Source organism: Ihubacter sp. rT4E-8 (assembly GCF_049852125.1).
Lineage (GTDB): Bacteria > Bacillota > Clostridia > Peptostreptococcales > Anaerovoracaceae > Senimuribacter.
Window position 1 is genome coordinate 802,257 of record NZ_CP187532.1, and the last position, 26,059, is coordinate 828,315.

General features: G+C 42.6%; 21 protein-coding genes. 16 read left to right on the plus strand and 5 right to left on the minus strand.

Features of this window, described 5'->3' with window-relative positions; all coding sequences use genetic code 11:
• Positions 1 to 52: 52 nt before the first annotated feature.
• Positions 53 to 1,699: a right-handed parallel beta-helix repeat-containing protein gene (locus tag ACPW7J_RS03985; RefSeq protein ID WP_425756723.1), complete on the plus strand. Its 1,647-nt coding sequence runs from the start codon at positions 53 to 55 to the stop codon at positions 1,697 to 1,699.
• A gap of 332 nt (positions 1,700 to 2,031) precedes the next feature.
• Here ACPW7J_RS03985 and ACPW7J_RS03990 read toward each other — a convergent pair whose 3' ends face one another.
• The gene (locus ACPW7J_RS03990; protein WP_425756724.1) at positions 2,032 to 2,358 is read right to left on the minus strand and encodes a DUF3795 domain-containing protein; all 327 of its coding nucleotides are present in this window, start codon (positions 2,356 to 2,358) and stop codon (positions 2,032 to 2,034) included.
• A gap of 338 nt (positions 2,359 to 2,696) precedes the next feature.
• On the opposite strand from ACPW7J_RS03990, the gene ACPW7J_RS03995 reads away from it, so the two are divergent.
• The 5 genes from ACPW7J_RS03995 to ACPW7J_RS04015 all read left to right on the plus strand — a co-directional run bounded on the left by ACPW7J_RS03995 (position 2,697) and on the right by ACPW7J_RS04015 (position 6,586).
• Positions 2,697 to 3,236: a GNAT family N-acetyltransferase gene (locus tag ACPW7J_RS03995; RefSeq protein ID WP_425756725.1), complete on the plus strand. Its 540-nt coding sequence runs from the start codon at positions 2,697 to 2,699 to the stop codon at positions 3,234 to 3,236.
• Between the two features lie 159 nt (positions 3,237 to 3,395).
• On the plus strand, positions 3,396 to 3,500 hold the full coding sequence (locus ACPW7J_RS04000) for a hypothetical protein (protein ID WP_425757495.1): 105 nt from the start codon (positions 3,396 to 3,398) through the stop codon (positions 3,498 to 3,500).
• A 640-nt stretch (positions 3,501 to 4,140) separates the two neighbouring features.
• Positions 4,141 to 4,254: a helix-turn-helix domain-containing protein gene (locus ACPW7J_RS04005; RefSeq protein ID WP_424959383.1), complete on the plus strand. Its 114-nt coding sequence runs from the start codon at positions 4,141 to 4,143 to the stop codon at positions 4,252 to 4,254.
• Positions 4,254 to 5,453, plus strand: a complete 1,200-nt coding sequence (locus ACPW7J_RS04010; RefSeq protein ID WP_425756726.1) for a hypothetical protein — start codon at positions 4,254 to 4,256, stop codon at positions 5,451 to 5,453. The genes ACPW7J_RS04005 and ACPW7J_RS04010 overlap by 1 nt, the downstream gene beginning before the upstream one ends.
• Positions 5,453 to 6,586, plus strand: coding sequence for a hypothetical protein (locus ACPW7J_RS04015; protein WP_425756728.1), 1,134 nt, complete (start codon positions 5,453 to 5,455; stop codon positions 6,584 to 6,586). Before ACPW7J_RS04010 ends, ACPW7J_RS04015 begins: the two co-directional genes overlap by 1 nt.
• Positions 6,587 to 6,619: 33 nt before the next feature.
• On the opposite strand, the gene ACPW7J_RS04020 is transcribed toward ACPW7J_RS04015, so the two are convergent.
• Entirely contained in the window at positions 6,620 to 7,615 is a 996-nt protein-coding gene (locus ACPW7J_RS04020) for a hypothetical protein (RefSeq protein ID WP_161873666.1), read from the minus strand.
• A gap of 2 nt (positions 7,616 to 7,617) precedes the next feature.
• Complete coding sequence (locus tag ACPW7J_RS04025) at positions 7,618 to 7,827, minus strand: helix-turn-helix domain-containing protein (protein ID WP_161873667.1); 210 nt, start codon at positions 7,825 to 7,827, stop codon at positions 7,618 to 7,620.
• Between the two features lie 254 nt (positions 7,828 to 8,081).
• Here ACPW7J_RS04025 and ACPW7J_RS04030 point away from each other — a divergent pair, with 254 nt between their 5' ends.
• The 3 genes from ACPW7J_RS04030 to ACPW7J_RS04040 all read left to right on the plus strand — a co-directional run bounded on the left by ACPW7J_RS04030 (position 8,082) and on the right by ACPW7J_RS04040 (position 12,665).
• Entirely contained in the window at positions 8,082 to 8,381 is a 300-nt protein-coding gene (locus ACPW7J_RS04030; RefSeq protein ID WP_425756730.1) for a Dabb family protein, read from the plus strand.
• Between the two features lie 283 nt (positions 8,382 to 8,664).
• A complete protein-coding gene (locus tag ACPW7J_RS04035) occupies positions 8,665 to 10,908 on the plus strand; it encodes a DUF3656 domain-containing U32 family peptidase (protein ID WP_425756732.1) in 2,244 nt (747 codons plus the stop codon).
• A 20-nt stretch (positions 10,909 to 10,928) separates the two neighbouring features.
• On the plus strand, positions 10,929 to 12,665 hold the full coding sequence (locus tag ACPW7J_RS04040) for an ATP-binding cassette domain-containing protein (protein WP_425756734.1): 1,737 nt from the start codon (positions 10,929 to 10,931) through the stop codon (positions 12,663 to 12,665).
• Between the two features lie 92 nt (positions 12,666 to 12,757).
• Here ACPW7J_RS04040 and ACPW7J_RS04045 read toward each other — a convergent pair whose 3' ends face one another.
• Entirely contained in the window at positions 12,758 to 15,925 is a 3,168-nt protein-coding gene (locus ACPW7J_RS04045) for a response regulator (protein WP_425756736.1), read from the minus strand.
• 323 nt (positions 15,926 to 16,248) lie between these two features.
• On the opposite strand from ACPW7J_RS04045, the gene ACPW7J_RS04050 reads away from it, so the two are divergent.
• Entirely contained in the window at positions 16,249 to 16,881 is a 633-nt protein-coding gene (locus tag ACPW7J_RS04050) for a GyrI-like domain-containing protein (protein WP_425756738.1), read from the plus strand.
• A 110-nt stretch (positions 16,882 to 16,991) separates the two neighbouring features.
• Here ACPW7J_RS04050 and ACPW7J_RS04055 read toward each other — a convergent pair whose 3' ends face one another.
• Complete coding sequence (locus ACPW7J_RS04055; protein ID WP_161873673.1) at positions 16,992 to 18,149, minus strand: cation:proton antiporter; 1,158 nt, start codon at positions 18,147 to 18,149, stop codon at positions 16,992 to 16,994.
• Between the two features lie 375 nt (positions 18,150 to 18,524).
• Between ACPW7J_RS04055 and ymfI the strand changes: the two genes are divergently transcribed.
• The 6 genes from ymfI to ACPW7J_RS04085 all read left to right on the plus strand — a co-directional run bounded on the left by ymfI (position 18,525) and on the right by ACPW7J_RS04085 (position 25,991).
• The gene (gene ymfI, locus ACPW7J_RS04060; protein WP_425756740.1) at positions 18,525 to 19,250 is read left to right on the plus strand and encodes an elongation factor P 5-aminopentanone reductase; all 726 of its coding nucleotides are present in this window, start codon (positions 18,525 to 18,527) and stop codon (positions 19,248 to 19,250) included.
• A 55-nt stretch (positions 19,251 to 19,305) separates the two neighbouring features.
• A complete protein-coding gene (locus ACPW7J_RS04065) occupies positions 19,306 to 21,114 on the plus strand; it encodes an FtsW/RodA/SpoVE family cell cycle protein (RefSeq protein ID WP_202623894.1) in 1,809 nt (602 codons plus the stop codon).
• Positions 21,111 to 22,439: a penicillin-binding transpeptidase domain-containing protein gene (locus ACPW7J_RS04070; RefSeq protein WP_425756743.1), complete on the plus strand. Its 1,329-nt coding sequence runs from the start codon at positions 21,111 to 21,113 to the stop codon at positions 22,437 to 22,439. The genes ACPW7J_RS04065 and ACPW7J_RS04070 overlap by 4 nt, the downstream gene beginning before the upstream one ends.
• A 16-nt stretch (positions 22,440 to 22,455) precedes the next feature.
• Entirely contained in the window at positions 22,456 to 23,424 is a 969-nt protein-coding gene (locus ACPW7J_RS04075; protein ID WP_425756745.1) for a lysine exporter LysO family protein, read from the plus strand.
• Between the two features lie 310 nt (positions 23,425 to 23,734).
• Positions 23,735 to 24,421 carry a response regulator transcription factor gene (locus tag ACPW7J_RS04080; RefSeq protein ID WP_425756747.1) on the plus strand — a complete coding sequence of 229 codons (687 nt, stop codon included), beginning with the start codon at positions 23,735 to 23,737 and terminating at the stop codon, positions 24,419 to 24,421.
• Entirely contained in the window at positions 24,396 to 25,991 is a 1,596-nt protein-coding gene (locus ACPW7J_RS04085; protein ID WP_425756749.1) for a HAMP domain-containing sensor histidine kinase, read from the plus strand. Before ACPW7J_RS04080 ends, ACPW7J_RS04085 begins: the two co-directional genes overlap by 26 nt.
• Positions 25,992 to 26,059: the final 68 nt, after the last annotated feature.

The window sequence follows — 26,059 nt, forward strand, 5'->3', positions numbered from 1 at the left end:
TGTTTCTGGCTATATGGTTTATTGACGTGATATAGAGAAAGATGGAAATCGAATGAATTTGAAACGATTGATTAGTGTTTTCCTATGTTCTGTTATGATGTTGTGCTTATTACCAGGTTGCGCGAAAGTCTCTGACAGCGTTTCAGATGAAAAAATGGCAACTATTCGTAATACAGCGGAAGAACGAAAGCAGTCGATTTTGGATAGCCCTACCGCAATTGTAAAAGCAGACAAATACGTAATGGGGGAAAGCTATTCCGGTACTGCTTATTATGTTTCTAATAACGGTAACGATAGAAACGATGGCTGCAGTCCTGAAAAGGCTTTTGCAACGTTAGAGCCTTTTCAGGAAATTGAATTAAAGTATGGCGATGCCATTTTCTTTGAACGCGGCAGTATTTGGCGTGCGGTAGAATTGCCTTGGAATATTCTTGGGACTCAGGGAATCACACTATCTGCTTATGGTGAAGGCGCAAAGCCGGCATTTTATGGCAGTGAAGAAAATGGGGCAGATACAGAAAAATGGGAATTATACTACTCTGATGAAAGTGGCAAAAAGATTTGGAAATTTTATCGTGAAATAACTGAGGTTGCTACGATTGTATTGAATGAAGAAAAAGTCGTATATCGAGATGTTGCTTATTGGAACGGCAATCAGTATCTCCAGCTGAATGATGCGCATCAACAGTTGACTGGAGAAGATTATGATGTAACAAAATTCTTGTCCGATCAATGGTGTTTTCCTGCCATCCAATATCCTGATAAGAGTACAGAAAACTTAGGAGAGCGTCTTTTTCGTAGTTGGGATGAGCAAACAGGTGAAGCAGTATTTTATAAAGGACCGCTATATTTCCGCTGTGATGCAGGAAATCCGGGAGAAATCTATTCTGATATTGAATTCATTGAACCATTTGCTTTCTGTGATGGGATGTCTGATTACCAAACATTCGATAACCTTTGTATCAAATACTCCAGTATGACATTCTGCAGTGGATTTGACGGAATCAAGGAAGCCTGTAATGGCGTAGTCCAAAACTGCGAGGTTGGCTGGATGGGCGGCAATGTATTTTCTTATGCAACAGGAGCAGAAGAAGGAGATACACGGATTCAGTTAAATGCAGGTCTGTTTGGCAGAAATGGCGGCGCTATGACTTTTGCTGGAAGTAATTATACGATTCGGAATAACTATGTGCATGATTCCTTTCAGGAAGGGATTGCGTTAGAGACCTTTGATGGCTGCGAAACAATGAGCAATAATATCGTTTCTGGAAATCTGATCGAGAGAACGACGCAAGGGATCCTGCTCTGTAACTGGGATAAAGAAGTAGACGAAAACCATATTTTCAAAGATATTTTAGTTGAAGATAATATTATATTGGACAGTGGTATAAATAATTTTCTTGGTACAGACTGGGAAAATGAATATTGTAATGCAATGGTTCTGCAGGGAGGTCCCTGTGCACAGGAAAATCTGATGATTCAAAACAATATCTTTGCTGTTGCGACAGGTGCTCTCGTACATATCAGCGAGTATAGCGAAAAATATTCTCATGTTTTTGAAGGAAATACGTATGCACAGATTGATGCTGAACTGCACTATATACCTTTCAACGGAATAGGCTTAAAAGATGACTATATGCTCTTGACAGATGAGAATGTTATTACCTATCTTGGCGATGAAACTGGTACTGTGAATTGAAAGCGCGGCAATAGAGCAATTTCTATACTTCTGCTTTTTAAAGATTTCCGATAAGCTGCAAGGGCCGATTTTGCCCCTGCTGAATGTCCCATAACGATATAGGACGCGTTGCTTTTATGCAATTTGTATGTTCATGCGTAAGCCCTGGGCAGCAGTCCTTGACACATTTATTTACAACTGATATAAATGTAAAGGGTGAAAAGCTTGATCTAAGCCTCTTCCTCCCGTTATCATAGCTGATAACAATTTGATAACGCCCCATTGTATAGGCTGGATAATATGGATACTTCAAATATTCAAAAGAACAAAAAACGCTCTGCTGAACGACAAATTCAGCAGAGCGTTTTTTTGCCCTTTTTTACTTTGTTTTGGCACTCGCTACATTCGGCATCATGGAGTGAAATCACGCCGCAACAGCTAGGACAAGTATAACGCTCTAACTGCTGTTGAATAAAGGAGGTTAGCCCATGCTCTTTCACAAATAGGCTGTTTTCCATCAGACTTGCGCCATACCGCTGGTTATAGCTTTTCTCTAGTTTTTTTATCAGCTTGCAGGGAAAGGTATCGCACTTATAGCAGTAAGTCAGTTCTTTGTCCTGCACACAATCTTTAATTTTGCACTTGCGGCAATACTCCGGCTTGCCATTGTCACCCGGCAAGCACCCGGCACAAGGATTTTTCCCATCAGCTGGACGGCAGAGCCGAGAAAACGAAAAGGCAGGAAATGCGCTGATACAGACAGTTAAACGTTGGTTTTTTCATCCCCCATTGCGTGACATTTGGAAGGTGAACACAGAGGAGTTAAGTCTCGCCCTTAATCCCTTGTTTGCCACCAAGCACAGGCACATATCTCCGTCAATGGCGGTGCAAAGCGCTGTTCATCTTGACCATTGGCAGAGATATGGGGCGGTGCTACTCCTGCTGGAAATTTGCCCGGTAGCATGGTATAATAGGGAAAACTTTATTTATTGCAGGAACATAACGGGAGGCGAAGAAGTTGGAGATTGAATTAAGACAATTATCACTTGAAAATAATGATGCAGAATACAACATGCTTCAAGATATTGGTGCGAACGAAAATGGGTTTACAAATGAAGTCAATGGAATGTCATTTGAACAATATAAGGAATGGCTCGTGCAAGAAAATAATTATTCAAATTCTCAAAATTTACCTGATAACTATATCCCACAAACCACCTATTTTCTGTATGTTGATAATGTGCCAGTAGGGATAGCAAGAATACGCCATTATTCAGCTGAATTCTTAGAGAAGCAAGGCGTTGGAAATTTTGGATATGGTATCGCAAAGTCACAGCGTGGAAAGGGGTATGGCAATGCTTTGTTTATTAGGGTGTTGGAAAAGTGTAAAATACTTGGATATAAAAAAACCAAGTCCTTTGTCCATATAGATAATGTCGCATCAAATAAAGTGTTTGTCAATAATGGGGCGATTCTTCTTGAGGTATTTGGCGGAACCAAAAACGTTTATGAAACAGTTATTGATAACGGAGAAGAATCGATGAATAGCAATTTTTAAGTTACCGAAATCATTGAAGAAGAAAGAAAATCATCTTTTACAAGAGCAGTGCTTGAGCAGTTACCAGATTGATTCGGAAGCAAAACAGCCTTAGATGACTATGTAGAGAAAGTGAAAAAGTTTCCTTATTGGGTTGCCTTCAATCAAAATAATCAATGCGTGGGCTTCTTTTCTGTCAAGATACATTATAGCCATACTGGTGATATTTTTGTATGTGGGGTGCTTCCTGAATATCAGCATAGTGGTATTGGAAAGATGCTCTAAAGTGAAGTGGAAGCGTTTTTTATTAACAATGGATGTAAGTATGCTGTCGTTAAAACATTAAGCGATACTGTCGATTTTGAGCTATATGAGAGAACACGGCGATTTTATGTAAGCGTTGGGTTTGAGCCGCTATTAACACTAACCGAAATGTGGGACGAAGAAAATCCTTGTCTCATTATGATTAAGTTGCTCATTTAGGCTATAATATGGGTAATATTACTCACTCTCCAGCCGATTTTTCTCTGATACTATTTTGATACTAAGAAAAGTTGCAATCAAAAATAATGGATGAAATACTAACAAATAAGCGAATATTTTATTTGCCAGATCACTGTAAATATGCTACAATACATTTGAATTTGACGAGTGGGAATAATTCTGCACATAAAAGCGAGTAGAAATTTCATGTGACAAATATCGTTGGGTTTGTGTTAAAATACTGATGGTGATAGGTTTCCGTTCAGATAAGTTTTTTGTGGTGATTAACATTCTAACAGATCCTATCGCTTTTTCTATGGACAGGGTGTCAAATCAATTGTAATTATACATGGTGTATATTACTCTAAATTTGGGAATTGTTAATTGATAAACATATGAGTTGCGGTGAGCGGTAAAAATCAGCACAGATGCGATTGCTGAATTGGGAAGAAATGAATTAGTCTCACTTGAGACTTTGGAGAAGATTTGCTGTGCTTTAGTTTGTTTTATAGAAAATATTTTGATATTTACGGCTGAATCACCCCAAGGAGAATAATGATGAATTCTTTAATTAGAGAAAAAGGCGGAACATTCTCGCTAAATAAAAATGAACCAATACATAGATGGTATTCTTATGTAGAAGGATACTCTTCTTGTTTAATTATTGAAGAATTAAAGATGCTTCTCGCATTGAACCCAGATATCGAAACGATATATGATCCCTTTTGTGGTACAGGAACGACTTCCCTTGTTGCGGCAACTCACGGTATAAAGTCTTTTTATAGCGAATCAAATCCTTTTATGCAAACTGTCATTGAGACAAAGATTAATGGTGTACTAAAATTGGATGAAGATACTGTGGTTAGAAAATTGATTGAATATCTTTCGTTAGTTAAAACAATCAAGGTGGCCAATTATGAGTCTTGGAACGGTTTTGAAAAGTTCTTTGGGGTAAAACAATTAAACGAATTGCTTACCATAAAAGACCTCATTTCTAAAGAAAACGATGAATCAGTTAAGGACATTCTTTCCCTGGCGTTGAGTGCCATTGTTGTTAAAGTTTCAAAAATGATAAGACGTGGAGATCTTCGTTATGCAACGGAGAAGGAATACCGAGAAGAAAACGTACTTGAATGTTTTGCTGATAAACTGAACGAAATCATTTTCGATATTCAACATCATAAAACCATAATCAAATGTGGTACGACAAAAGTTAGCGAAGATGCTCGTGATAATGATTATGTTGATACATTTGATTGTGTTGTCACTTCACCACCATATCTTAATGGAACGAATTACATTCGCAACACAAAATTGGAACTTAAGCTTAATGGCTTTATATCGAGCGAAAATGATTTGCCTAATTTCCATTCAAAGGGTATTGTAGCTGGAATTAACAGTGTTTCTAAACGCACTCATACAGATACAATTTTGCCGGTAGTAGAGCCTTATATAGAACTGCTGCGGCCGGTTTCTTATGACGAACGTATTCCTAAAATGGTAGCAGGCTATTTCAGAGATATGGATATGGTTATTCAAAAATTGAGCATATCTATCAAGTCCGGCGGTTTATTTACAATGGATATTGGAGATTCGCAATTTGCTGGTGTACACATTCCGACACATCAAATCCTTTCAAGCATATGCGCCCAATATGGGTTTTCTTTATATGATGAAGAAATATTGCGAGAAAGACGTTCTAAGAATGGCATGGTTTTATCACAAAGATTACTTAGGTACAGATTGGAGAAATAATGGATAAAGCATTTAGAGAAAAGGCAGAAGAATTTGTTTCTCGTCTACCATATAAACAATCGCCATACGGAAATAGAAATTGGGGGCATCCTTGGCATTCGCTTTGTTCCTACCACGGAAAATTAAAACCAGCGATAGCGCATTGGCTTATTTACGAATTTACGAGTGAAAGTGATGTGGTTTTAGATCCATTATGTGGAGTAGGGACGATTCCTTTTGAGGCTTGCCTACAGGGGAGAATAGGAATTGGAAATGATTTAAGCGAATTGGCGTATGTTGTTACCAAAGCTAAACTGGAAAAGCCTAATTATAGTGGTGCCCAAAAGGTTATATGTCAACTAGATGAATACATCAAGAAGAACAAAAACTTTCGATCCATTACGGAGTATGAAGACTTTGGTTTCAATGGGAAACTTCCACAGTATTTCGAGTGTGAGACATATAAAGAAATTCTGTGTGCAAGGGATTTTTTTCTTAATAGACTTCCCTCGGTTTCTGCTGAGGAAGCAATGGTCTTTTCTGCACTCTTACATGTGCTACACGGGAATAGACCCTATGCTCTTTCAAGACGTTCTCATCCATTAACACCGTATGCACCCACGGGAGATTTTGAATACAAAAGTGTAATTGACAAAATTGTTCAGAAAGTTAATACAAGCTATGCCAAGCTTGGACAAATAGAAGTAACGCAAGGTAGCGCTATATATGGTAATTACAGAGATTTGACGGAAAAAAGCATTAAAGCAGATTTTGTAATTTGTTCACCACCTTTTGCAGACTCTATTCGGTTTTACATGCAAAACTGGATGCGTCTGTGGCTTTGTGGGTGGGAGCCGAAAGATTATAAAGAAGCTGATGAGAAATTTTTGGATAAATCACAAGAAAAAAACTTCGATCTTTACTACAGTTTCTTTGAAATGTGCCACGATGTCCTAAACGACAATGGAAAAATAATTTTACACCTTGGTAAGACTAAGAACATAGATATGGGCGTTGAACTTTCAAAGCGTGCTGAGCCTTGGTTTGATATTGTTTATTTTGCTGGAGAAGATGTTAGCACAATTGAAAAACATGGCATTAAGGACAAAGGTGTAACAGTAGAACATCAGTATTTGTTTTTGCAAAAAAAATGAGGCGGGATTAACGTCTCGCCTCATTTGCATAATTTATTTTATGAGTGAATCGGCATAGGTTATCCAAGTTTCGGATAGTGCTGTCGCAAACTTGAAGAAATCGATGCCTGTATCGGCAAGAATACGATTTCTCAATTTACATACTTCGTTTTTATGCCCGGAGTTCTTCGCAAGCAAGTCATCAACATCAGTTGGATTTTGCAATCTTCTAAGTGCTTCTGGATTGTACTGTGGTGCTCCTGCCAGCAAATGATAATCAAAGCCTGTATATACTGCTAATTGGTGCAGCTTGGCATCGCTATAAAATTCAGAAGGCCATTTACCTGTCTTATTGCCGTTGCAATCATGGCAGAGTAACGTACCGGAGTCGGTTGTTGCAGGCCATAAATAGTAAACAGGCAGAGTGTGATCTATAGGCTTTTCCTTGTTTGCTGTTACGCCACTCAAATCTTTGCCACAATTAAAGCATTTAAGTCCATACTTTTGTTCAATCGCCTTGCGGCTCACACGAGTTGCACCAGCAACTTCTATTAAGAGACGCCTTTTCTGAGAAGATTCAAAGTGCTGATCGGAAGTTCTGGTTCCATTTTTGATGGCATTATAATTGGTTTTGCACATAATACATTCGCCCTGTCTCCCAGACTTCAATACAGCATGTTTATGGAAACACTCAATGGGTTTCAACGTATTACAAATCAAACAATATTTATAGAGTGCGGTATTTTCGATGTATTCATCATGGGAGACAACGAATTCGCCTTCTTGCACAGAGACAGCATCACCATTGTCATCATTAACATCCATAGAAAAATCAAACAAGTGCTGTTCACCTCCCGAATAATGTTCATATCCGCATTGGGGGCATGCGATAGAATAATCTTCGTCAATATCATCTTTTTTGACGGTAATTATTTCCGTGCAATCGGGGTTAAGGCATTGAAATACTTTGTAAAGAGTTTGTCCGTCCACATGAGCGGGACGATATTGCCCCACTTTATTTAGGTTACTGTATGTTTTTCTGCGTGCCATGCTCAGTCCTCCAAAAATAGTTTGTATGTTTCAATTTCAAGTGCATCAGCTATACGTTGAATATTTTCAAGTGATATACTTCTGCGATAGCATTCAATTGCACTAATATATGTTCTGTGAAGACCACATTTCTCGGCAAAGGCTTCTTGAGATATATCCAACGCCTGCCGATAACGTTTCACGTTTGTTCCAAAAACTTTTACAATGTCCATACTTATAAACCTCCATTATGTATGGTATGACGAAGAATACAATAAGTCTACATACAATGGGTAACATTCGAAAAAGTGATATACAAGAGGATAATTTCGTTTACTTTTCCTCCAGTCTTTTATGATACAAATTATCTATTTTAACAGAAAAGGAGAGATAATGGGGAGTACTTTTGTAAACAACGTTTTTTCGACTTTTGTCCCAATTTATGTTATACTGTTTTAGTAAAAAATTCAACGACAGGAGGACTTTTATGATAAAGCATATGATTTTATGGAAGCTGAAGGATATGCCGGAAGCGGCTAAAGAGGAGCAGATCAGACTGGTAAAAGCAGGACTGGAAAACTTATCCGGTAAAATCCCTGGTATGATAGATATTCATGTACAGATTGATAAACTGCCTACATCCAATGCGGACATGATGTTGGATACCACCTTTGAAGACGCCGATGCATTGACAGGATATGCGGTCAATCCGGACCATAATACCATAGCGGATACATACATACGACCATACATTGAAGCTAGGCTTTGTATAGATTACGAAATATAAAGCATTCACCTTTAGATTATGGTATAATGTCTACACACGGTGATTGGCGAGCTGAAAGCGAAGACAGAACCGATGTGTAACAGATGCCCAGAGCACTTAGCGATTGGCGAGCCGAGAGGCGAAGACAGAGGTTAGTGCTTATGGTATAATGAACGCGAATGATTGTAACGGCGTTGCCGCAAGGAAGCGTTCATTGAATCATGACTTGCGATTCTATATTCAGAGGAATCGTCATGGTATAATACATACATCTGAAAACAAAGAAACGACAGGAGGTACGGGAGTGACAGAACTATTAGCGCCGGCAGGAGATATGGAGGCATTGAAGGCAGCGGTTTCTAACGGTTGTGATGCCGTTTATCTGGGGATGCAGAAATTCGGCGCCCGCGCGTATTCATCCAACTTCGATGCGGCGCTCCTTTCTGAGGCGGTCAGATATGCGCACCTTCGAAATGTGAAAATTTATGTGACGATGAATACCATCGTTTTTGAAGATGAAATAGAAGCAATGAAAGCGCAGCTTTATATGCTGAACGAAATGGGCGTAGACGGCGTTATCGTGCAGGATTTGGCTGTATTTGACTATATCGCCAGTCATTTTGAGGATATGGAGGTGCATTGCTCCACGCAGATGGGCATTGACGATTTAGAAGGCACGCTGCTTTTTAAGGAGATGGGGGCAGACCGTGTAGTGCTTTCTCGAGAAGTACCCATCGAAACAGTTAAGGAAATCAGAAAGGCCGCGAAGATTCCGCTTGAAATCTTTGTCCACGGCGCGCTGTGCGTGTCCTATTCCGGCAACTGTCTGATGTCTGGACTGATCGGATACCGCAGCGGAAACCGGGGCAGATGTGTAGGCTCCTGCCGCAAGCCTTATGAGCTTCTCGACAGAGAAACGGGAGAATCGCTGGGATGCGGCTATTTGCTGTCCACCAAAGATCTCAACACCATCGATCGTATTGCGGATCTGAAAGAAATCGATTCCCTGAAAATAGAAGGCAGGATGAAAGAGCCTGCGTATGTGGCAAATGTAGTGGCAAAATACAGAGAGGCTCTGGATAATCGGGTTACCACGGAAGAAAAAGACGATTTGAAAAAGACCTTCAATAGAACCTTTACCAAAGGCTATCTGTTTCACGAAGACCCGAAAGACCTGACCAACATCGACAAACCCAACAATTACGGCTATGAGATTGGAACCATATCGGCATTTCGCGCTGGCATGTACGAAATCTCTTTGACCAGAGCGCTGAACCAGAACGATATCATCAGAATCGATCATGATGGCGAGGACGTGAACCTGTCTGTGGTCAAGCTGTATGACAGAGACGGCATGCTGATCAGCCGCGCAGACAGAACCTGCTATATCAAACTCAAAGAAAAGCTTTCCGTAGGCGATGTGGTATATAAGACCAAGGACTATCACTTCTATAAAGAACTGGAAAAGAATTTGGAAAAAGAATTTCGGCGTTTTCCACTGAACATGAAGGTCTATGCCTATCCCGGCGCAGCGCTGGTTATCGACGCGGAAGGACTTGGATGCAGATATCTTTACGAGAGTGAGGAAACTTTGGAGGAAGCGGCAAAAAATCCGACTACAAAGGAGCAGGTCGTAAAACAGCTCAGCAAGCTAGGCGATACGATTTTCGCGGCAGGGGATGTGGAATTTGAGGCGTACAACGCCTTTATTCCGGTCAAGATGCTGAATCAGGCGAGGAGAGCCATTGTGGAGGCGTTGTACGATGCCAAGCTTGCCGAAAAAAAGAGACGGACGAAAACGCCGGAAGCGAAAGAAAAAATATCCTTTGCGCAGAGGAAACCATATATCACAGCATCGGTTACTACGAAAGAACAGTACGACGCCTGCGTGAAGTGCGGTGTCAAAGAAATCTATTTTGACAATATCATCCGAAGAAATCAAATTTCCTATGAACGGCGGGAAGGGGAACTGTTGATCGGCGGTTACGGCGGCATCTATTATTATAGAAATCATAATCCTTTCGTGACGGACTATTCGATGAACGTGGTCAATGCGGAAAGTTGTCGCAAGCTTTACAGTTTGGGGGCAAAGAGGGTCACCTTGTCCTACGAACTGAACAGAAAACAGCTGGGCGAATTGCTTGACGCTTATGAGGCAGAAAACGACGGGTATCCGGCGCTGGAAATGATCGTATACGGCCGCGCGCCGCTGATGTTTACCAAATACTGTCCGATGAAAAAGATGGGACAATGCGGCATCTGCAAGACCAAATCCTATGAACTGAAGGATGAATACGGCGTCTTCCCTGTGCTGTCTTCTGCGGACTGTGCGACGACCATTCTCAATGGAAAGATTTTGAATCTTTTGGATGAAATGCCGTCCATCGAAGGGGTTGAGGCGTTCCGGCTCAATTTTACCATTGAGTCTGCGGAAGAAGTGGAACAGATTGCAAAGGCTGCAATTGGAAAGCTGCAGGGTTCCTGTGCCGACACACTGTTCCGCAGGGAAACCGATACGAGAGGACATTTTAATAAGGAAATTATTTAGCAGATAAGGGGATCAAAAAAATGATTCGAGTAGAAAAACTTTCCTATGGTTTTCCGGCAAAGGATCTATATCACGAGATTTCATTTACCCTTGAAACAGGACAGCACTGTGCTCTGATTGGAAGCAACGGTACAGGTAAATCAATCCTTGCCGACATGCTGATCCGTCCGGATGAATATCTTTTTGATGGAAAGATCATCAAAGATGAAAGCTGTAGAATCGGATATGCCAGTCAGTTCAGCATTAGAGATAAATTGCAGGAATGCACTGTTTTTGAATATCTCAGCCAAAAATTCTTAGAGAACCAAGAGAAAATTGCTGCGGTTTGTGAGGAAATGGCAGTTTCAGAGGATGTGGAAACTGTATGTGAAAGATACCAGGCGCTTTTAGATATGAATGAAGCTATGGACGGCGGCAATTATGAAAGCAATATCCGCAAGCAGCTTCATGTGGCGCGAATGAGTGATTTGGAGGGAACCATGCTGTCGCAGGTCAGCGGCGGAGAATATAAGCTGCTGCAGATTATGCGGGAAATGCTGCTGTCTCCCAATCTTCTTATTTTGGACGAGCCGGATGTATTCCTGGATTTTGCAAACTTAAATGGTCTCTGTCAGCTGATCAACGAATACAGGGGAACTTTGTTGGTGATAACCCATAGCAGATATTTGCTGAATCATTGTTTCAACAAGATTTTGCACCTGGAAAACGGCGATATGCAGGAATATGATGGAAACTATACAGAGTACCGTTGTTCCATTTTGAGAGAAAAATTAAAGCTTAGGCTTCAGAATTTAGAAGAACAGGAAGAAATTGAACGCACTGAAGAAATGGTTGAAATTCTTCGTAAGAGAGCGACGGTTTTGGTAAATCCCGTTATTGGGAGATCTGTAAATGCAAAGCAGTCACAGCTGAACCGTCTGATTGCAAGACAGATAAAGGCTCCGTTTATCGAAGTCCGCACGCCTGAGATTGTTTTGCCAGATGTTGAACCTGAAGAAGGAAGAACTGTATTAAGCGTTAAGGATTATCAGCCGTCATTCGATAAGGATCTGCTGCGGAATGTAAGCTTCACACTTCTTGCTGGAGAAAAGATTGCCTTTGTTGGGGCGAACGGTACAGGCAAAACTACTTTGATCCGCGATATTCTGACGAACAATCATCCTTCCATTCATATGGACGAAAATACTAGCTTCGCATGCCTGTCGCAGCTTCAGGGTGAGCTTATTGATGAAAAAAAGACGGTATTTCAGGTTATGCAGGACCAGGGATTTCATACAAGGAGAAGCACCGGGGCATATCTTGCGAAGCTTTGTCTTGAGGAGGATCTCTTGGATCAAAGGGTAGGACAGCTTTCGGGCGGTGAACAGAACCTGCTTCAGATTGCTTTGGTTGCAAATTCCGATGCAGAATTTCTGATTCTCGACGAGCCGACAAGTCACTTGGATATATATGCACAGCTCGCTTTAGAAAAGGCTGTTTCTGAATATAAAGGGACTGTACTTATGGTCAGTCACGACTTCTATCTCGTTGCAGGCTGTGCAGATTATGTGCTTTTTGTAGAAGACCATACAATACGACGTATGCGCATCAGAAACTTCCGAAGGAAGGCGTATGATAAATATTTTGATCAAAAATATTTAGAAACAGATAAGAAAAGACAGGAATTAGAGACACATATTACATCCGCGTTTAAAAGAAATGATTTTGCTGCTGTAGATAAATTATGTCTGGAGCTTGAAGGATTGAGTGAGAAATAATATATTCACCGGGAGAGAATTTAAAAAGAGCCAGCTGGTTTTCGATAAAGCCAGTTAGCTCTTTTGCTTTTATTCCATGTTTTTGGTTAGTTTTATGATTCTTTTACGGCTAGCATTTCATCTAATGCTTCTAAGAGCACCTCTATGTCGATCGGTTTGGCTATATGACCGTTCATGCCGCATTTGAGGGCTTCCCGTTTGTCCTCGTCAAAGGCATTAGCTGTCATTGCGATAATCGGAATGTCGGAGTATTCCTTGTTTTCCAGTTTTCGAATTGCTTTGGCAGCGTCATAACCGTTCATTACAGGCATTTGAATGTCCATCAGGATCAGTTGGTAGTATCCCGGTGTAGATGCCAGCAGCATATCAATTGCGACCCGGCCGTTTTCAGCGACGTCCACAGTGAGGCCTGCTTCTTCTAGGATAGCTACGGCGATTTCCTGATTTAATTCATTGTCTTCAACGAGCAAAATGTGTCCGTCACGTAGAACTTCCGGCGTACTGATGTCGTCGGAATCCTTTTGATCGCGGCTGACAAGCGAATGTAGACAACCGCGCAGTTCAGAGAAGAACAGCGGTTTGCTGCAGAATGCGGTTACGCCTGCTTCTCTCGCTTCATCTTCAATGTCAGACCAATCATACGCAGTCAAAACTATAATCGGTACATTTCTTCCAGTCTCCTGTCGGATTCTTCTGGCTACCTCAATTCCATTCATGTCAGGCAGAAGCCAGTCGATGATGTAGACGAAATAGTGATCATTTCTGGAAACAGATTGACGCGTACGCAGAACGGCTTCTTTTCCTGACAAAGTCCATTCTGCCCGTAGTCCGATTTGCTGCAGCATACAGGACACGCTGTCGCAAGTGTTGTAGTCGTCATCTACAACCAGCGCCCGGAGACCATTTAGCTCAGGAATGGGAACGGGTTCTTTTTTACCCTGGTGATGAAGACGGAAGGTAAGTGCGACAATGACCTCTGTGCCAACGCCATGCTGACTTTTTACTTCGATAGTACCGTTCATCATATCGACAATATTTTTAGTAATTGCCATACCGAGCCCTGTCCCTTGAATACCGCTACTGGTAGAATTGCGTTCCCGCTCAAAAGGCTCGAAGATGTGAGCTACAAAGTCTTCCTTCATTCCAATGCCGTTATCTTTGATGTGAAATTCAAAGTTTGCGAAGCCTGGCGCGGCGCCTGGTTTTTCGATCACCTTCAGACTAACTGTACCCCCGGCACCAGTGTACTTAATCGAGTTGCTCAAAAGGTTTAGAAGCACTTGATTTAATCGCAGGCGGTCACAGCAGATTTCCTCATTTTCGATATCGATAGCGTCCAAATATAGATCTAGCTGTTTCGCGTTAACATCTGCCTGTATAATGTTGTGCAGTTCGTGAAGAATTTCCGGCAAACTGCAGGGCTGTTCTTCCAGATGAATTTTGCCGCTTTCTATCCGGCTCATATCCAGCACGTCGTTGATCAGACTCAGTAAATGATTTCCGGAGGTCATGATTTTTTTCAGATATTCTGCAACCTGCTCTTTATGGTCGATGTGGGTGATTGCAAGAGCTGTGAATCCAATGATTGCGTTCATCGGCGTACGAATGTCGTGAGACATGTTGGATAGGAAGGTACTCTTTGCTTTGTTAGCGCGGTTTGCCTGTGAAAGAGCGTCTTCAAGCAGAGCTTTTTTTTCGCGCTCGTCGCGCATTTCCTCATCCAGACAACGGAATCCCAGTACAATGCTTCTGCTTTCGTTCCAATTTCCTGCCCGAACCGCTTTCATCTGAAAATATCTGATTTCACCGCAGCAGGTTGTGCGGTAATTGATATAGCACATATCCTTTTTCGAAAGCTCTTTTTCCAGATGTTCTTTGGAAGATACAAGTCTGAAGGCTTCTTTATCTTCTTCATGAATACTGTCCGCTATATATTGCCCAAGACAATCTTCCAGAACCAGATCGCCGTTGAAGATCGTTGTCATAATATCATTTTTACATTCGCCAATACGAAGGACTTTGCCGGCGCCTGTATCCAGATCAAAGAAGCAGACGAGGACATACTCGATACTGAGAGCGTGAACCAGCTCCATCTGGCGGCGTTTATCTTCTAAGCGTTCCCGATCCTCCTGCAGCTTTTGCGCAGTACGGTCTAAGAGATAGCGTTGGTAATAGAGCTGACCGTTTTCCTGAATCAGTTTGATGTTACCGGTAACATAGAGAACTTCGCCGTCAGCGTGTCTTACGCGGTAGTCTACACTGACATTATCACCCTCATTTTTGAGAGAACGAATAGATTTTTGCAGTCTCTTTTTATCTTCGGCGAAAACAGAGGCGGCAACCAAATCAAATCCATCTTCGACCAACTCCTTTTCGGAATCGTATCCTAAAATGCGCAGCGCCGCTTTATTGATGCTGATAATATGAGAACCGTCTAAACTGTGGCACATAATGCCGCAGTCCATAGTGGTGAACAACATTTCTAACGTTTGATTTTGTTGAATGAGTTCATCAGCGTAAGCTCGCTCTTGGGTGATATCGATGCCGATACCCATGGTGCCCATGACGCTTCCATCCAAATCGTATAATGGCGATTTATATGTAGTCAGAATTTTAATTTCGCCGCTGCTGAGAATTGTTTCTTCAGAGACGCACGTTTTCTGGGTTTCCATGACGATACGTTCGGATTCGATACAGGCGGGGTCGTCCTTTTCCACATCCCAGATGTAGGCGTGACCACGTCCTTCGACCTGGGATTTAGTTTTGTTAACTGTTTTGCAAAAACTGTCATTGACCTTCTTGTGAATACCGCTCTTATCTTTATACCAGATCAAATCCGGGGTGCTGTTAATGGTAGTTTCCAGATATTGTTTAGTTTGCCATGCATCCTTTTTTTCTTTGTATCCACGATACCATTTTTTAATGTGGAACTGGAGCAGAGTGTCAGGCATGGATTTGGGCCAGATATCTGTAATGTTAGAAAACCAATTTGTTGAATTTTCAATCTGCAATATGTCAGTCAAAAGGATTAGTTGTGATTCCGCCTGCTTCCATTTTATCAATAGCTGTAAAGCGTTTGACAGGTCGGTCTCCGGTAAATCAACTAAAATAACGTCGGCCTTTGCAGCTAACGATTCTTCGGGCTTCTCACTTTCAAGGAATTCATGTGTAAAGTGTTCAAAAGGTGAGACTTCTTTTAGCTGTTTCCATATCCGGCGTTGACAGCCGATCAGGTAGAACCGTATATGACAATGGTACATAAATAAATATCCTCCCTATCATGTGGTTTTTCGGGTCTAAAAGTAGGATGACTGCATGCAGAGGGCAGGGCTCATTGAGAACTACTGCTGAATATATGCAAAAACAATCCAATTATCTACTCTAAATTTTACTGCGCATATCGTGCAATGTCAATGTTTTAAAATTGATTAGAAGGAAAAAAGGTGTCAGACTTAAGTATTCTTTGTTTTCTCATGCTAGATGATCGCAGAATGTCCTGCGGCTTTTCTTACTAGACAGAGAGGTGAAGAAGGATTATAATAAGATAAATCTAAAGCTACATGATATGGGGGAGAAGAAAACAATGGCATTTGATTATAAAAAGGAATATAAAGAATTTTATCTGCCGCCGAAGAAGCCGGAAATCATAGATGTTCCGGCCATGAATTTTGTTGCGGTACGAGGCCGGGGAAATCCCAATGTCGAAGATGGACAATATCAGCGAGCGTTAAACATTTTGTACGGTGTATCTTTTACTATTAAGATGAGTTATAAGGGCAGTAGAGAGATTGAAGGATATTTCCCTTATGTTGTGCCGCCTCTTGAAGGCCTTTGGTGGCAGGAGGGGATTTGCGGCGTGGATTATGGACGTAAAAACGACTTCCAATGGATTTCTATGATACGGCTGCCTGAATTTGCAACGGAAGAAGTGTTTCAGTGGGCGGTAGAAGAAGCGTCGGCAAAGAAGAAAACTGATTTCTCGAAAGCAGAGTTCCTTTCTTTTGCGGAAGGCTTGTGTGTGCAGTGTATGCATATCGGTCCATATGATGATGAACCTGCTACCATTGAGAGCATGGATCAGTTTGCATTGGAGAAGGGACTTTTGCTGGATTTTTCTGATCAGCGACGACATCATGAAATATATTTGAGTGATCCAAGGAGAGCAAAGCCGGAGCGGCTGCGAACCGTGATTCGCCATCCAGTAAAAGAAGTATGATGGGATAAATAATTCTTTGAGTAACAATAAGAGAAGCACTGTAGCGTTGAACTTCAGTGCTTCTTTTTCAAGTATGAACTAATCAGAGCGAAGACCTTTTAATGGAAGGGCTAGCGCATGACCTTTTTTAGCAATATCGGTGTGATAATCGTAGTGACAATAACTACGAGAACTACCGGCGAGAAAAGCTGACCGTTGAGCAGGCCCATATTATAGCCTTTTTGAGCCACGATCAGAGCGACTTCGCCACGGGAGATCATGCCGATGCCGATACATAGTGATTCATGATTAGTATATTTACATATTCTTGCGCCCAAGCCGCATCCAAGAATCTTGGTGAGGACCGCGATAACCAGGATTAACAGGGAGAAGATCCACATGCTGGTGGTCATGCCGTTTAATTCTGTCTTGATACCGATACTTGCGAAGAATATCGGTGAGAAGAACATATAGCTTGGTACTGTCATTTTACGTGCGATGTCAGACTTAACTTCGTAGGTGGACAGGAATAATCCAAGGAGATAAGCGCCGGTAATATCGGCGATACCAAAATACTGCTCTGACACAAAGGAGATGATCAGAACAAAGGCCATGATATATATGGAAATTCGACGCTTGTCCTTCAGACCGTCTATGGTGGATCTGGTAGCCTGCAGAACAATTGCTATGACTGTCATGAAGACCAGGTACAGACCGATTTTGATCAGGATGGTGACGATACTGATGGATGGGTCTTTCAGACTGGTAACTATAGTTAGGATAATGATGCCTATAATATCGTCCAAGACGGCAGCGCCTAAAATAGCATTGCCTACAGGTCCGTTCAGTTTGCCCATTTCACGAAGCGCTTCTACGGTTATGCTGACGGAGGTGGCCGTCAAAATAACACCCATGAAGACAGCGCAAAGAACCTGATTGAAATCAGATGAATCCACATGGAAATAGAAATAATAGCATGCAGCGCCGCCGATTAGCGGCAATAAAACGCCCATGGAAGCGATAACTACCAATGAAACGCTATTCTTCTTTATTTCATTAACATCGGTATCCAGACCTGCGATGAACATGAGCAGGATAACGCCGATTTCTGCTGATTTAGCGAGAAAATCCGTTTCGCCAACTAATCCCAGGACAGATGGCCCTAAAATAACGCCAGCCAGAAGTGCGCCGACAACTTGCGGCATGTTGACCTTCTCAGAAAGGCTTCCTAAAAACTTTGTCGACAGAATGATAACCGCGACCGTTAGTAGAAAATAATAACTAGTCATATCAAATTACCTCAACTTTCATTCACTGAGGACATATTCTAACACCAAAAAAGTTCTTTGTAAACAAGCAAATCGTGAATTTGATATAAAAATAAAAAATAAGGATAAAGACTTATTTATATTTACCGGATTTTCTCATTTTTTTTGAAGTTATTTCTCGAAATTCTTTGACAAATCTCCAAAAATATAGTAAAATATAGGTGAAAATAATCTGAGAATCTCGGAATTAGTTTCTAAGATTATAGTTAATACTATGCGCCAGAAATATAAGCAAAGAAAAATACATTGGGCTTGTCCCAATGTATTTTTATACATAGCAATAAAAATATGTAACGGAATTGAAGTTTTTTCTTTTTCGGAGGGAGATATATAATAATGAAGAAAACAGTTCTAATCACAGGCGGCTCTCGAGGTATAGGCGCTGCCGCTGTCAGAGAGTTTACAGCGAGGGGTTATGCCGCAGCATTTTTTTATAAAGAACATGAGCGGCAGGCGCAGATGGTTGCGGAGGAAACGGGAGCTATAGGAATTTGTTGTGATGTATCTTGCCGGAAGGCTGTGGCGGAGGCGGTGAAGAACGCACGCATATATTTAGGTATATCTGCCTTTGATTGTCTAGTTCTCAATGCCGGGATCAGTAGAGAAGGTCTCTTTATAGATGAAGATGAGAGCCATTGGAAGCAGGTTTTTAACGTCAACCTAGGAGGAATAATCAATGTGACGAGTGAGATTGTTCAGCCAATGATAAACAAAGAATCCGGAAGTATCGTTATGCTTTCCTCCGTTTGGGGACAGACTGGCGCGTCATGTGAAAGTATTTACGCGGCTTCCAAGTCGTCAATTTTGGGTCTGGCAAAATCACTTGCAAAGGAATTGGCTCCGTCAGGTATACGAGTTAATGCTGTAGCGCCGGGGGTTATAGATACTGATATGAATGCATGCTATAGCCCAAATGACATGAAGGCTTTGGCAGAGGATATTCCTTTAGGACGGTTGGGAGCCGCTGAGGAAGTCGCAAAGGCTATTTGCTTTCTGGCGTCAGAGGACGCCTCATACATTACAGGGCAGGTTTTGGCTGTGAACGGGGGCTTTTACATTTGACAAGAGTGTGGTATACTTGATGTGTATCGATTAAAATAATAAAAAGGGGATATTTATGGACAGTATAATCAATGCGATACAGAACATTTTTCACGATATCGGCAGGTTCCTCGGTGGGCTTTTCAGCAATGCGGAGGATGTGGCGAAGATCGCGGGGGAAGACGGACTGCTATATACGGCTGTGGCAAGATGGATTTTTATTTTTCTGGCCGTGTTTATATTGCTGAAATCAATTTTATCCTTGCTCAGATCCAAGAATCCTTCGGAGGTCTGGGCGTATTTGCATATAAATAATGGAGAAAACATTCCAATTACCCATTGGGAAAATGTGATCGGCCGCTCAAAGAGCTGTGACATCAGCGTAGAAGATCCGGCCGTTTCCAGAAATCACGGGACTTTGACAAGGGATGACAAGGGTACGTGGTTCTATACTGATCTCGGTTCTAAAAATGGAGCATATATTAACGGACATAAGATTAAAAAAGGCAGATCTGCGGAGCTGAAGCCAGGAGATGAATTGAATATTGGTATGACGCAGTGCACGTTATTTCCCATCAGCCTGGAAGAAAGACGCAACAATATTCAGCTAAGGAAGATGGATACGATTCTGCTGTCTCCATGGCCGTCTTTAATCGCTCTGACTATCTTTCAGATCATGACGCTGCTGCAGTTAAAATTCGCCTTAGGCAAGGCGTTTAACAGTTCCATTGTCATAGCATTTTTGGGTATCTGTATTCTAATGTGGTCATATGTAATTTTACTGCGATCCATGCGCCGGAAGGGTTTTGAGATGGAAACGATTGCATTCTTTCTTTCGACGCTGAGCCTGGCTGTAACGGCAACCTGCTATCCGGAGGCCGTTTTTAAACAGTTCATAGCCGTGGGCATGGGTGTGGCGTTGTTTGTATTTATGTGCGCCTATTTGCGAAACCTGAAGCGTGCTAAAGCTATCCGTAATTTGATGTATATAGGGGCGGCAGGCCTTTTGATTTTCAATCTTGTATTTGGTACCACCAAATTCGGCGCGGCGAACTGGGTAGAGATCGGCGGTTTTTCCATGCAGCCGTCAGAAATTGTGAAACTTGCATACATATGGGTAGGTGCGGCTTCTTTGAACGAACTCTTCGAGAAAAAGAATTCATTAATTTTTACTGTTTTTTCTGGATTTTGTTTCTGCTGTCTAGCGCTCATGGGAGACTTCGGAACAGCGATTATCTTCTTTGTTACCTTTTTGGTCATTTCCTTCCTCAGAAGCGGCGATTTTACAAAGCTGATTCTGTTGGTCGGTGTTGCTTTCGCGGGCGGATTGATCGTGCTCAAGTTCAAAGCTTATATTGCGGAGCGTTTTGCGGTGTGGGGAAACGTATGGGATTATGCCGAGGGGCTTGGGTATCAACAGACACGAACTATGACGGCGGCGGCCAGCGGCGGTATGGTCGGCGTTGGCGCGGGTAACGGATGGCTCAATCAGGTGGGCGCGTCTGATACAGACCTTGTCTTTGGGCTGCTCATCGAGGAGTGGGGTCTGATTGTAGCCTTGCTGGCAGTGCTATCTATTATTACGCTGTCCATTTTTGCTGTCAGATCTATATGGGCAGGAAGGTCTACCTTCTATACAATCGGCGCATGTTCCGCCATGTCTATGTATCTGTTCCAGACGATACTCAATGTATTCGGCTCTGTCGATTTATTCCCGCTGACAGGTGTAACGTTCCCCTTCGTATCCAACGGCGGTACGAGTATGATCGCCTCATGGGGGCTGCTCGCGTTTCTGAAGGCTGCTGATACGAGGCAGAATGCCAGCATAGCGATCAGCTTATCGGAAAAGGGACTGAAACTGGAGAAAGGGGATGACGAGTTATGAAGAAATTAGAGAAGCGTGCGATCATCTGCCTGACTATGGCAGCAGTGCTGTTTTTGGGTATCTGTGTGTTTACCTATCGCTTTGTGACAAAGGGCAGCGACTGGGCGACCTTCTATGTGAATCAGCATATCTACAGTGAAGGCCGATTATCTATCGGAACGATTTATGATGTCAACGGAAAGCTTCTTGCCAGAAACAAAAATGGAAAGGTTCGATACAATAAGGATGAATCCATTCGCCGCGCCACGGTGCATGCTGTAGGTGATATGGATGGAAATATTGCGACAGCTGCCAGAAGCGCGTTTAAAAGCCGCCTAGTAGGATATAACCTGCTAACGGGCACGTACAGTATTACAGGAAAGGGTAATGAACTGACATTGACCATCGACGCGGAGGTATGCAGAGCAGCATACGAAGCCTTAGGCGGCAGAGATGGTTTAGTAGGCGTATATAATTATGAAACCGGGGAGATCATTTGCATGGTCAGCTCGCCCGGCTTTGATCCGGAAAACCCACCGCAGGTGGCCGAAGATGATACATCGGGCTTGTACATTAATAAGTTTTTGTCCGCAAACCTGATTCCAGGCTCCATCTTTAAACTGGTTACTTCAGCAGCCGCCATTGAAAATCTGGACGATTTGGATACATGGAGTTACACCTGCGCCGGCGTAAATTATATCAATGGAGAAAAAATTACTTGTACAGCTGCCCATGGCACGGTGGATTTTGATCGTGCGCTGGCCGTTTCTTGCAATTGCGCTTTCGCGGAGTTGGCACAGCGGGTCGGAGGCACTTTGATGGAAAGCTATGTGGAAAAGCTGGGGCTTACTGCGGCTTATGATATTGACGGAATAAAAAATTCCCGTGGGGAATTCGAGTTTCCTCACGAGGCGCCATTAAATCTGGCCTGGGCGGGTATCGGGCAGTATAACGACCAGCTGAACCCGTGTTCCATGTTGGTATATATGGGGGCAATCGCCAGAAATGGAATCAGTGTAGAACCTCGCTTAATTCATTCAGCATTGTCCGGCCCTTCTGAGACCGAAAGAATGATCAAAACATCCACGGCAAAGAAGCTCCAGAATATGATGAAAAATAACGTGACAGTCAGTTATGGAGACGGTAATTTCCCAGGTCTGGACATTTACGCTAAATCCGGTACCGCTGAAGTTTATGGACGTGAGCCTAACGCGTGGTTTACAGGATTTATCAAGAACAAGAATGCACCGTACGCTTTTATCGTTTGCGTAGAAAACGGGGGCTACGGCAGTTCCGTAGCAGGTCCTATTGCTAATCAGGTGCTGCAGGCCGCAGTCAATCGTTAAACCTCGGGAGGTTGTTATGAACATCTATGTACCCTTTATTTGTCTGGCTGTAGGAACCGCCGTCAATTGGCGCGGTTTGCCGACAGTGGCGCTGAAAGCCTTTGATTGGCTGATGAACCTGGCGCTGGTGGCGCTGATGCTGGTAATCGGTCTGAATATCGGTGTCAGCGACGGCGTTATGGAGAATTTAGGGAAGATTGGAGTTCAATGCATTGTGATATCCTTTGCAGCTATCTGCTGTAGTGTAGGTCTTGTCTGGTTCTGTGAAAAGACCGTAATGCCCCTTGAAAAAATCCGGTTGCAGATGATGGACGAGCAAAGGGTTTCAGACACGGCGTTTTCGGAAATGCCGGAAGAAGACGGCGGTAGAAACCATGTTTCACCGCTGATTTTTGTTATGCCAGGATGTATCGCGATCGGTATTGTGATCGGCTTCTTCTGGATGCAGAACCGAAATACCGCCTGGTTGGATACAGCTCTGACAGTTTCCCTTATATTTCTTTATACCGGTGTGGGAGTGAGCCTTGCTTCCAATAAACAAGTATTTGGCTACATTCGAAGACTGGGACTTAGAATTGTTTTTATGCCGGCGGCTATTTTTGCAGGGTGTCTGGTCGGAGGTTTTCTTGCGGGATGGCTGCTAAGCATGCCGGTCAGCTGGTCAGTGCTATCTGCCAGCGGAATGGGGTACTACAGTCTGACAGGCGCTTTTTTGACGGATTCCTTTGGAATTGAAGCCGGAACATATGGATTTATTGTCAATATTCTTCGAGATGTATTGACCGTTTCGCTGCTGCCGATTCTGATAAAAATTAGCAAAGGCAGTCCTATCGCCTCCGGCGCGGCGGGATGTATGGATACCATGCTTGTGCCGGTTAGCCGTTTTGTAGGGCCGGAGCTTTCCGTGGTTGCCTTAATCAGCGGAACGATTCTAACTTTTGTTGTCCCGCTTTGGCTGCCCTTTGGCATTGCGCTGCTGGGATAGAGACGCGTAAGGTAAAAGACTGAAACACAGTGCTTTTTCATTGTGCTTCAGCCTTTTTTTGTAATCTATTTCAATTCCATCTTGTATTTTTCGAATTCAGGCTCGTTGGCCCATACAAAATGCGCTGGGCGGATTTCCTGCCATGACGGTTTTTGTTCACTGTAGTCATGGCAGCTGAGAATATGGGATCAGTATTTGACATGCAAAGCATGTCCTGCTACAATTTATTAAGGATTTTGTAAGAAACACCACCGCCGCTTTGTAATAATTAAGCGGTATTCTATAGCTGTAGACGAAAGGAGAAGGGCGCATGAACATTTTAGTTTGTGATGATGACAAGGAGATCGCTGGGGCGATAGAGATTTATCTGAGAAACGAGGGGTACACTGTGTTCAAAGCTTTTGATGGGGTAGAAGCGCTGAACACGGCCAGAGATAAACAGGTTCATTTGATTATCATGGACGTGATGATGCCAAAGATGGACGGCATGCAGGCAACGATGAAAATTCGGGAGGAAAAAAACATTCCGATTATCATGCTGTCGGCTAAGTCAGAGGATTATGATAAAATCACAGGTCTGAATGTCGGTGCAGACGATTATATCACAAAGCCCTTCAATCCGCTGGAGCTTATCGCCCGGGTAAAGTCTCAGCTGAGACGCTATGTGGATCTGGGCAGCATGGAAAAAAAGAATGGCGTCTATAAGACAGGGGGGTTAGAGGTTGATGACGAGGAAAAGACCGTAAAGGTGGACGGACAGTACGTCACCGTCACGCCCACCGAATTCGGCATTTTGAAGCTATTGACGCAGAATGCAGGAAAAGTATTTTCTATGGAGCAGATTTATGAAAGCGTTTGGAACGAACCAGCTTATAATCCGGAAAATACTGTGGCGGTTCACATTCGTAGGATCAGGGAAAAGATAGAAATTAATCCGAAAAATCCAAGATATTTAAAGGTGGTGTGGGGAATTGGATACAAAATTGAAAAGCAGTAGAAAAGCTGTCCTGTGTGTGAGTAATAGTGTGTGTGTTGTTTCTGTATGCGCGGCTGTGGTTTTGGGATGCATGTTGGCGCTGCTCTATCATCTTAATGGTAGCTGGCATGAAAGTATAGACGCTTTGGATGCCGAGATATCAAGGCTGTGGATGTTTGAAGTGATCGCCTTTTTTACAGCTATTGTCACCTTGATTGTTAGTATGTGGATGACAGGAGAGCGAAATGAAAAGGGTCAGATTGAGCTTAACTGGTTCGATCGTATATTTACGGATTTACAACTGACAGCGGGCATTGTATCCGGGTGTTGTGTCTTCATGATTTGCATGGCTGTAATAGATGCGTTGGTTGGCAACCCATGGTTTGCGGACCGGTTTGAGATGTTAACAGAAGCGCAGCAAAAGGAGTATTTAGATTGGCATCAGGTCTATGCATCGGGATTTGAGCCCCAGTGGCTGGAAAACTTTCTCATTATTTCGGGATTGATTCTTCTGGTAAGTTTTACGCTTTTGGTATTGCTTTCGATTGTAAAGAAGCTGAAGGCGAGGGCCTTCTGGAAGAATACAATCATCGGCAGATTTGCCTGGTATATTTATGAGGCGGCAAAAGCCAGCGACGATGTGTTTTGGAAAATGATGATCGTTATGGTAGCGGGAAGTCTGTTGTCAGCAACTTGGTTTCTTTTGATACCGGTTCTGGTATTGATCTTTATCTTCGTGCCAAAATACGCTCGTAAATACGCGGCAATAAAAGAGGGGGTCAGAGAGGTCAAATCGGGAAATCTGGATTACAAGATTCCAGTTACCGATCATGGAGAGCTGGATAGATTGGCTATGGATATCAATGAAATATCCGCGGCAACATCTATTGCCGTACAAAATGAATTAAAGAATCAGAGGATGAAAACAGATCTGATTTCTAATGTGTCCCATGATCTGAAAACGCCGTTGACATCCATGTTGACTTATGTGGATTTGTTGAAAAACGAAGGTTTAGACAGTGAAAACGCGCCGCAGTATTTGGCGATTATTGATGAGAAGACTCGACGCTTACAAAAGCTGACAGAGGATCTCTTTGAAGCGGCGAAAGCATCCAGTGGAGCAATACCTGTAGAAATAGAAAAAATTGAAATGACCTCAATTGTTAATCAGGCGCTGGCTGAATTAGAGGAACGTCTGGCATCCAGCAATCTGGAGATTATTTTCACTAATAAAACAGACGACGTGTTTGTCATGGCGGACGGACAGCTTTTGTGGCGGGTTATTGAGAACTTACTGGTTAATGTAAGTAAATACGCTTTGCCCGGTAGCAGGGTATATATGGATATTCTGGAAAGGGGGGGCAATATGATTGTCCTTGAAATCAAGAATATGTCTAAAGAACAGTTAAATATCAGCGCCGATGAATTGATGGAACGGTTTAAACGCGGTGACGAATCCAGGAATACAGAAGGAAGCGGTTTGGGGTTGTCTATTGCGAAGGATCTAACCAATTTGATGAATGGATCCTTTGAGATTTCCATCGATGGAGATTTGTTTAAGGCTTCCGTGGCACTGAGACGAGCGAAGTAAGGGAAAATAAGTTCACAATGAAATCACTATACTAATTTGCAAATTTGTTGTATAATCAGTATAGTGAT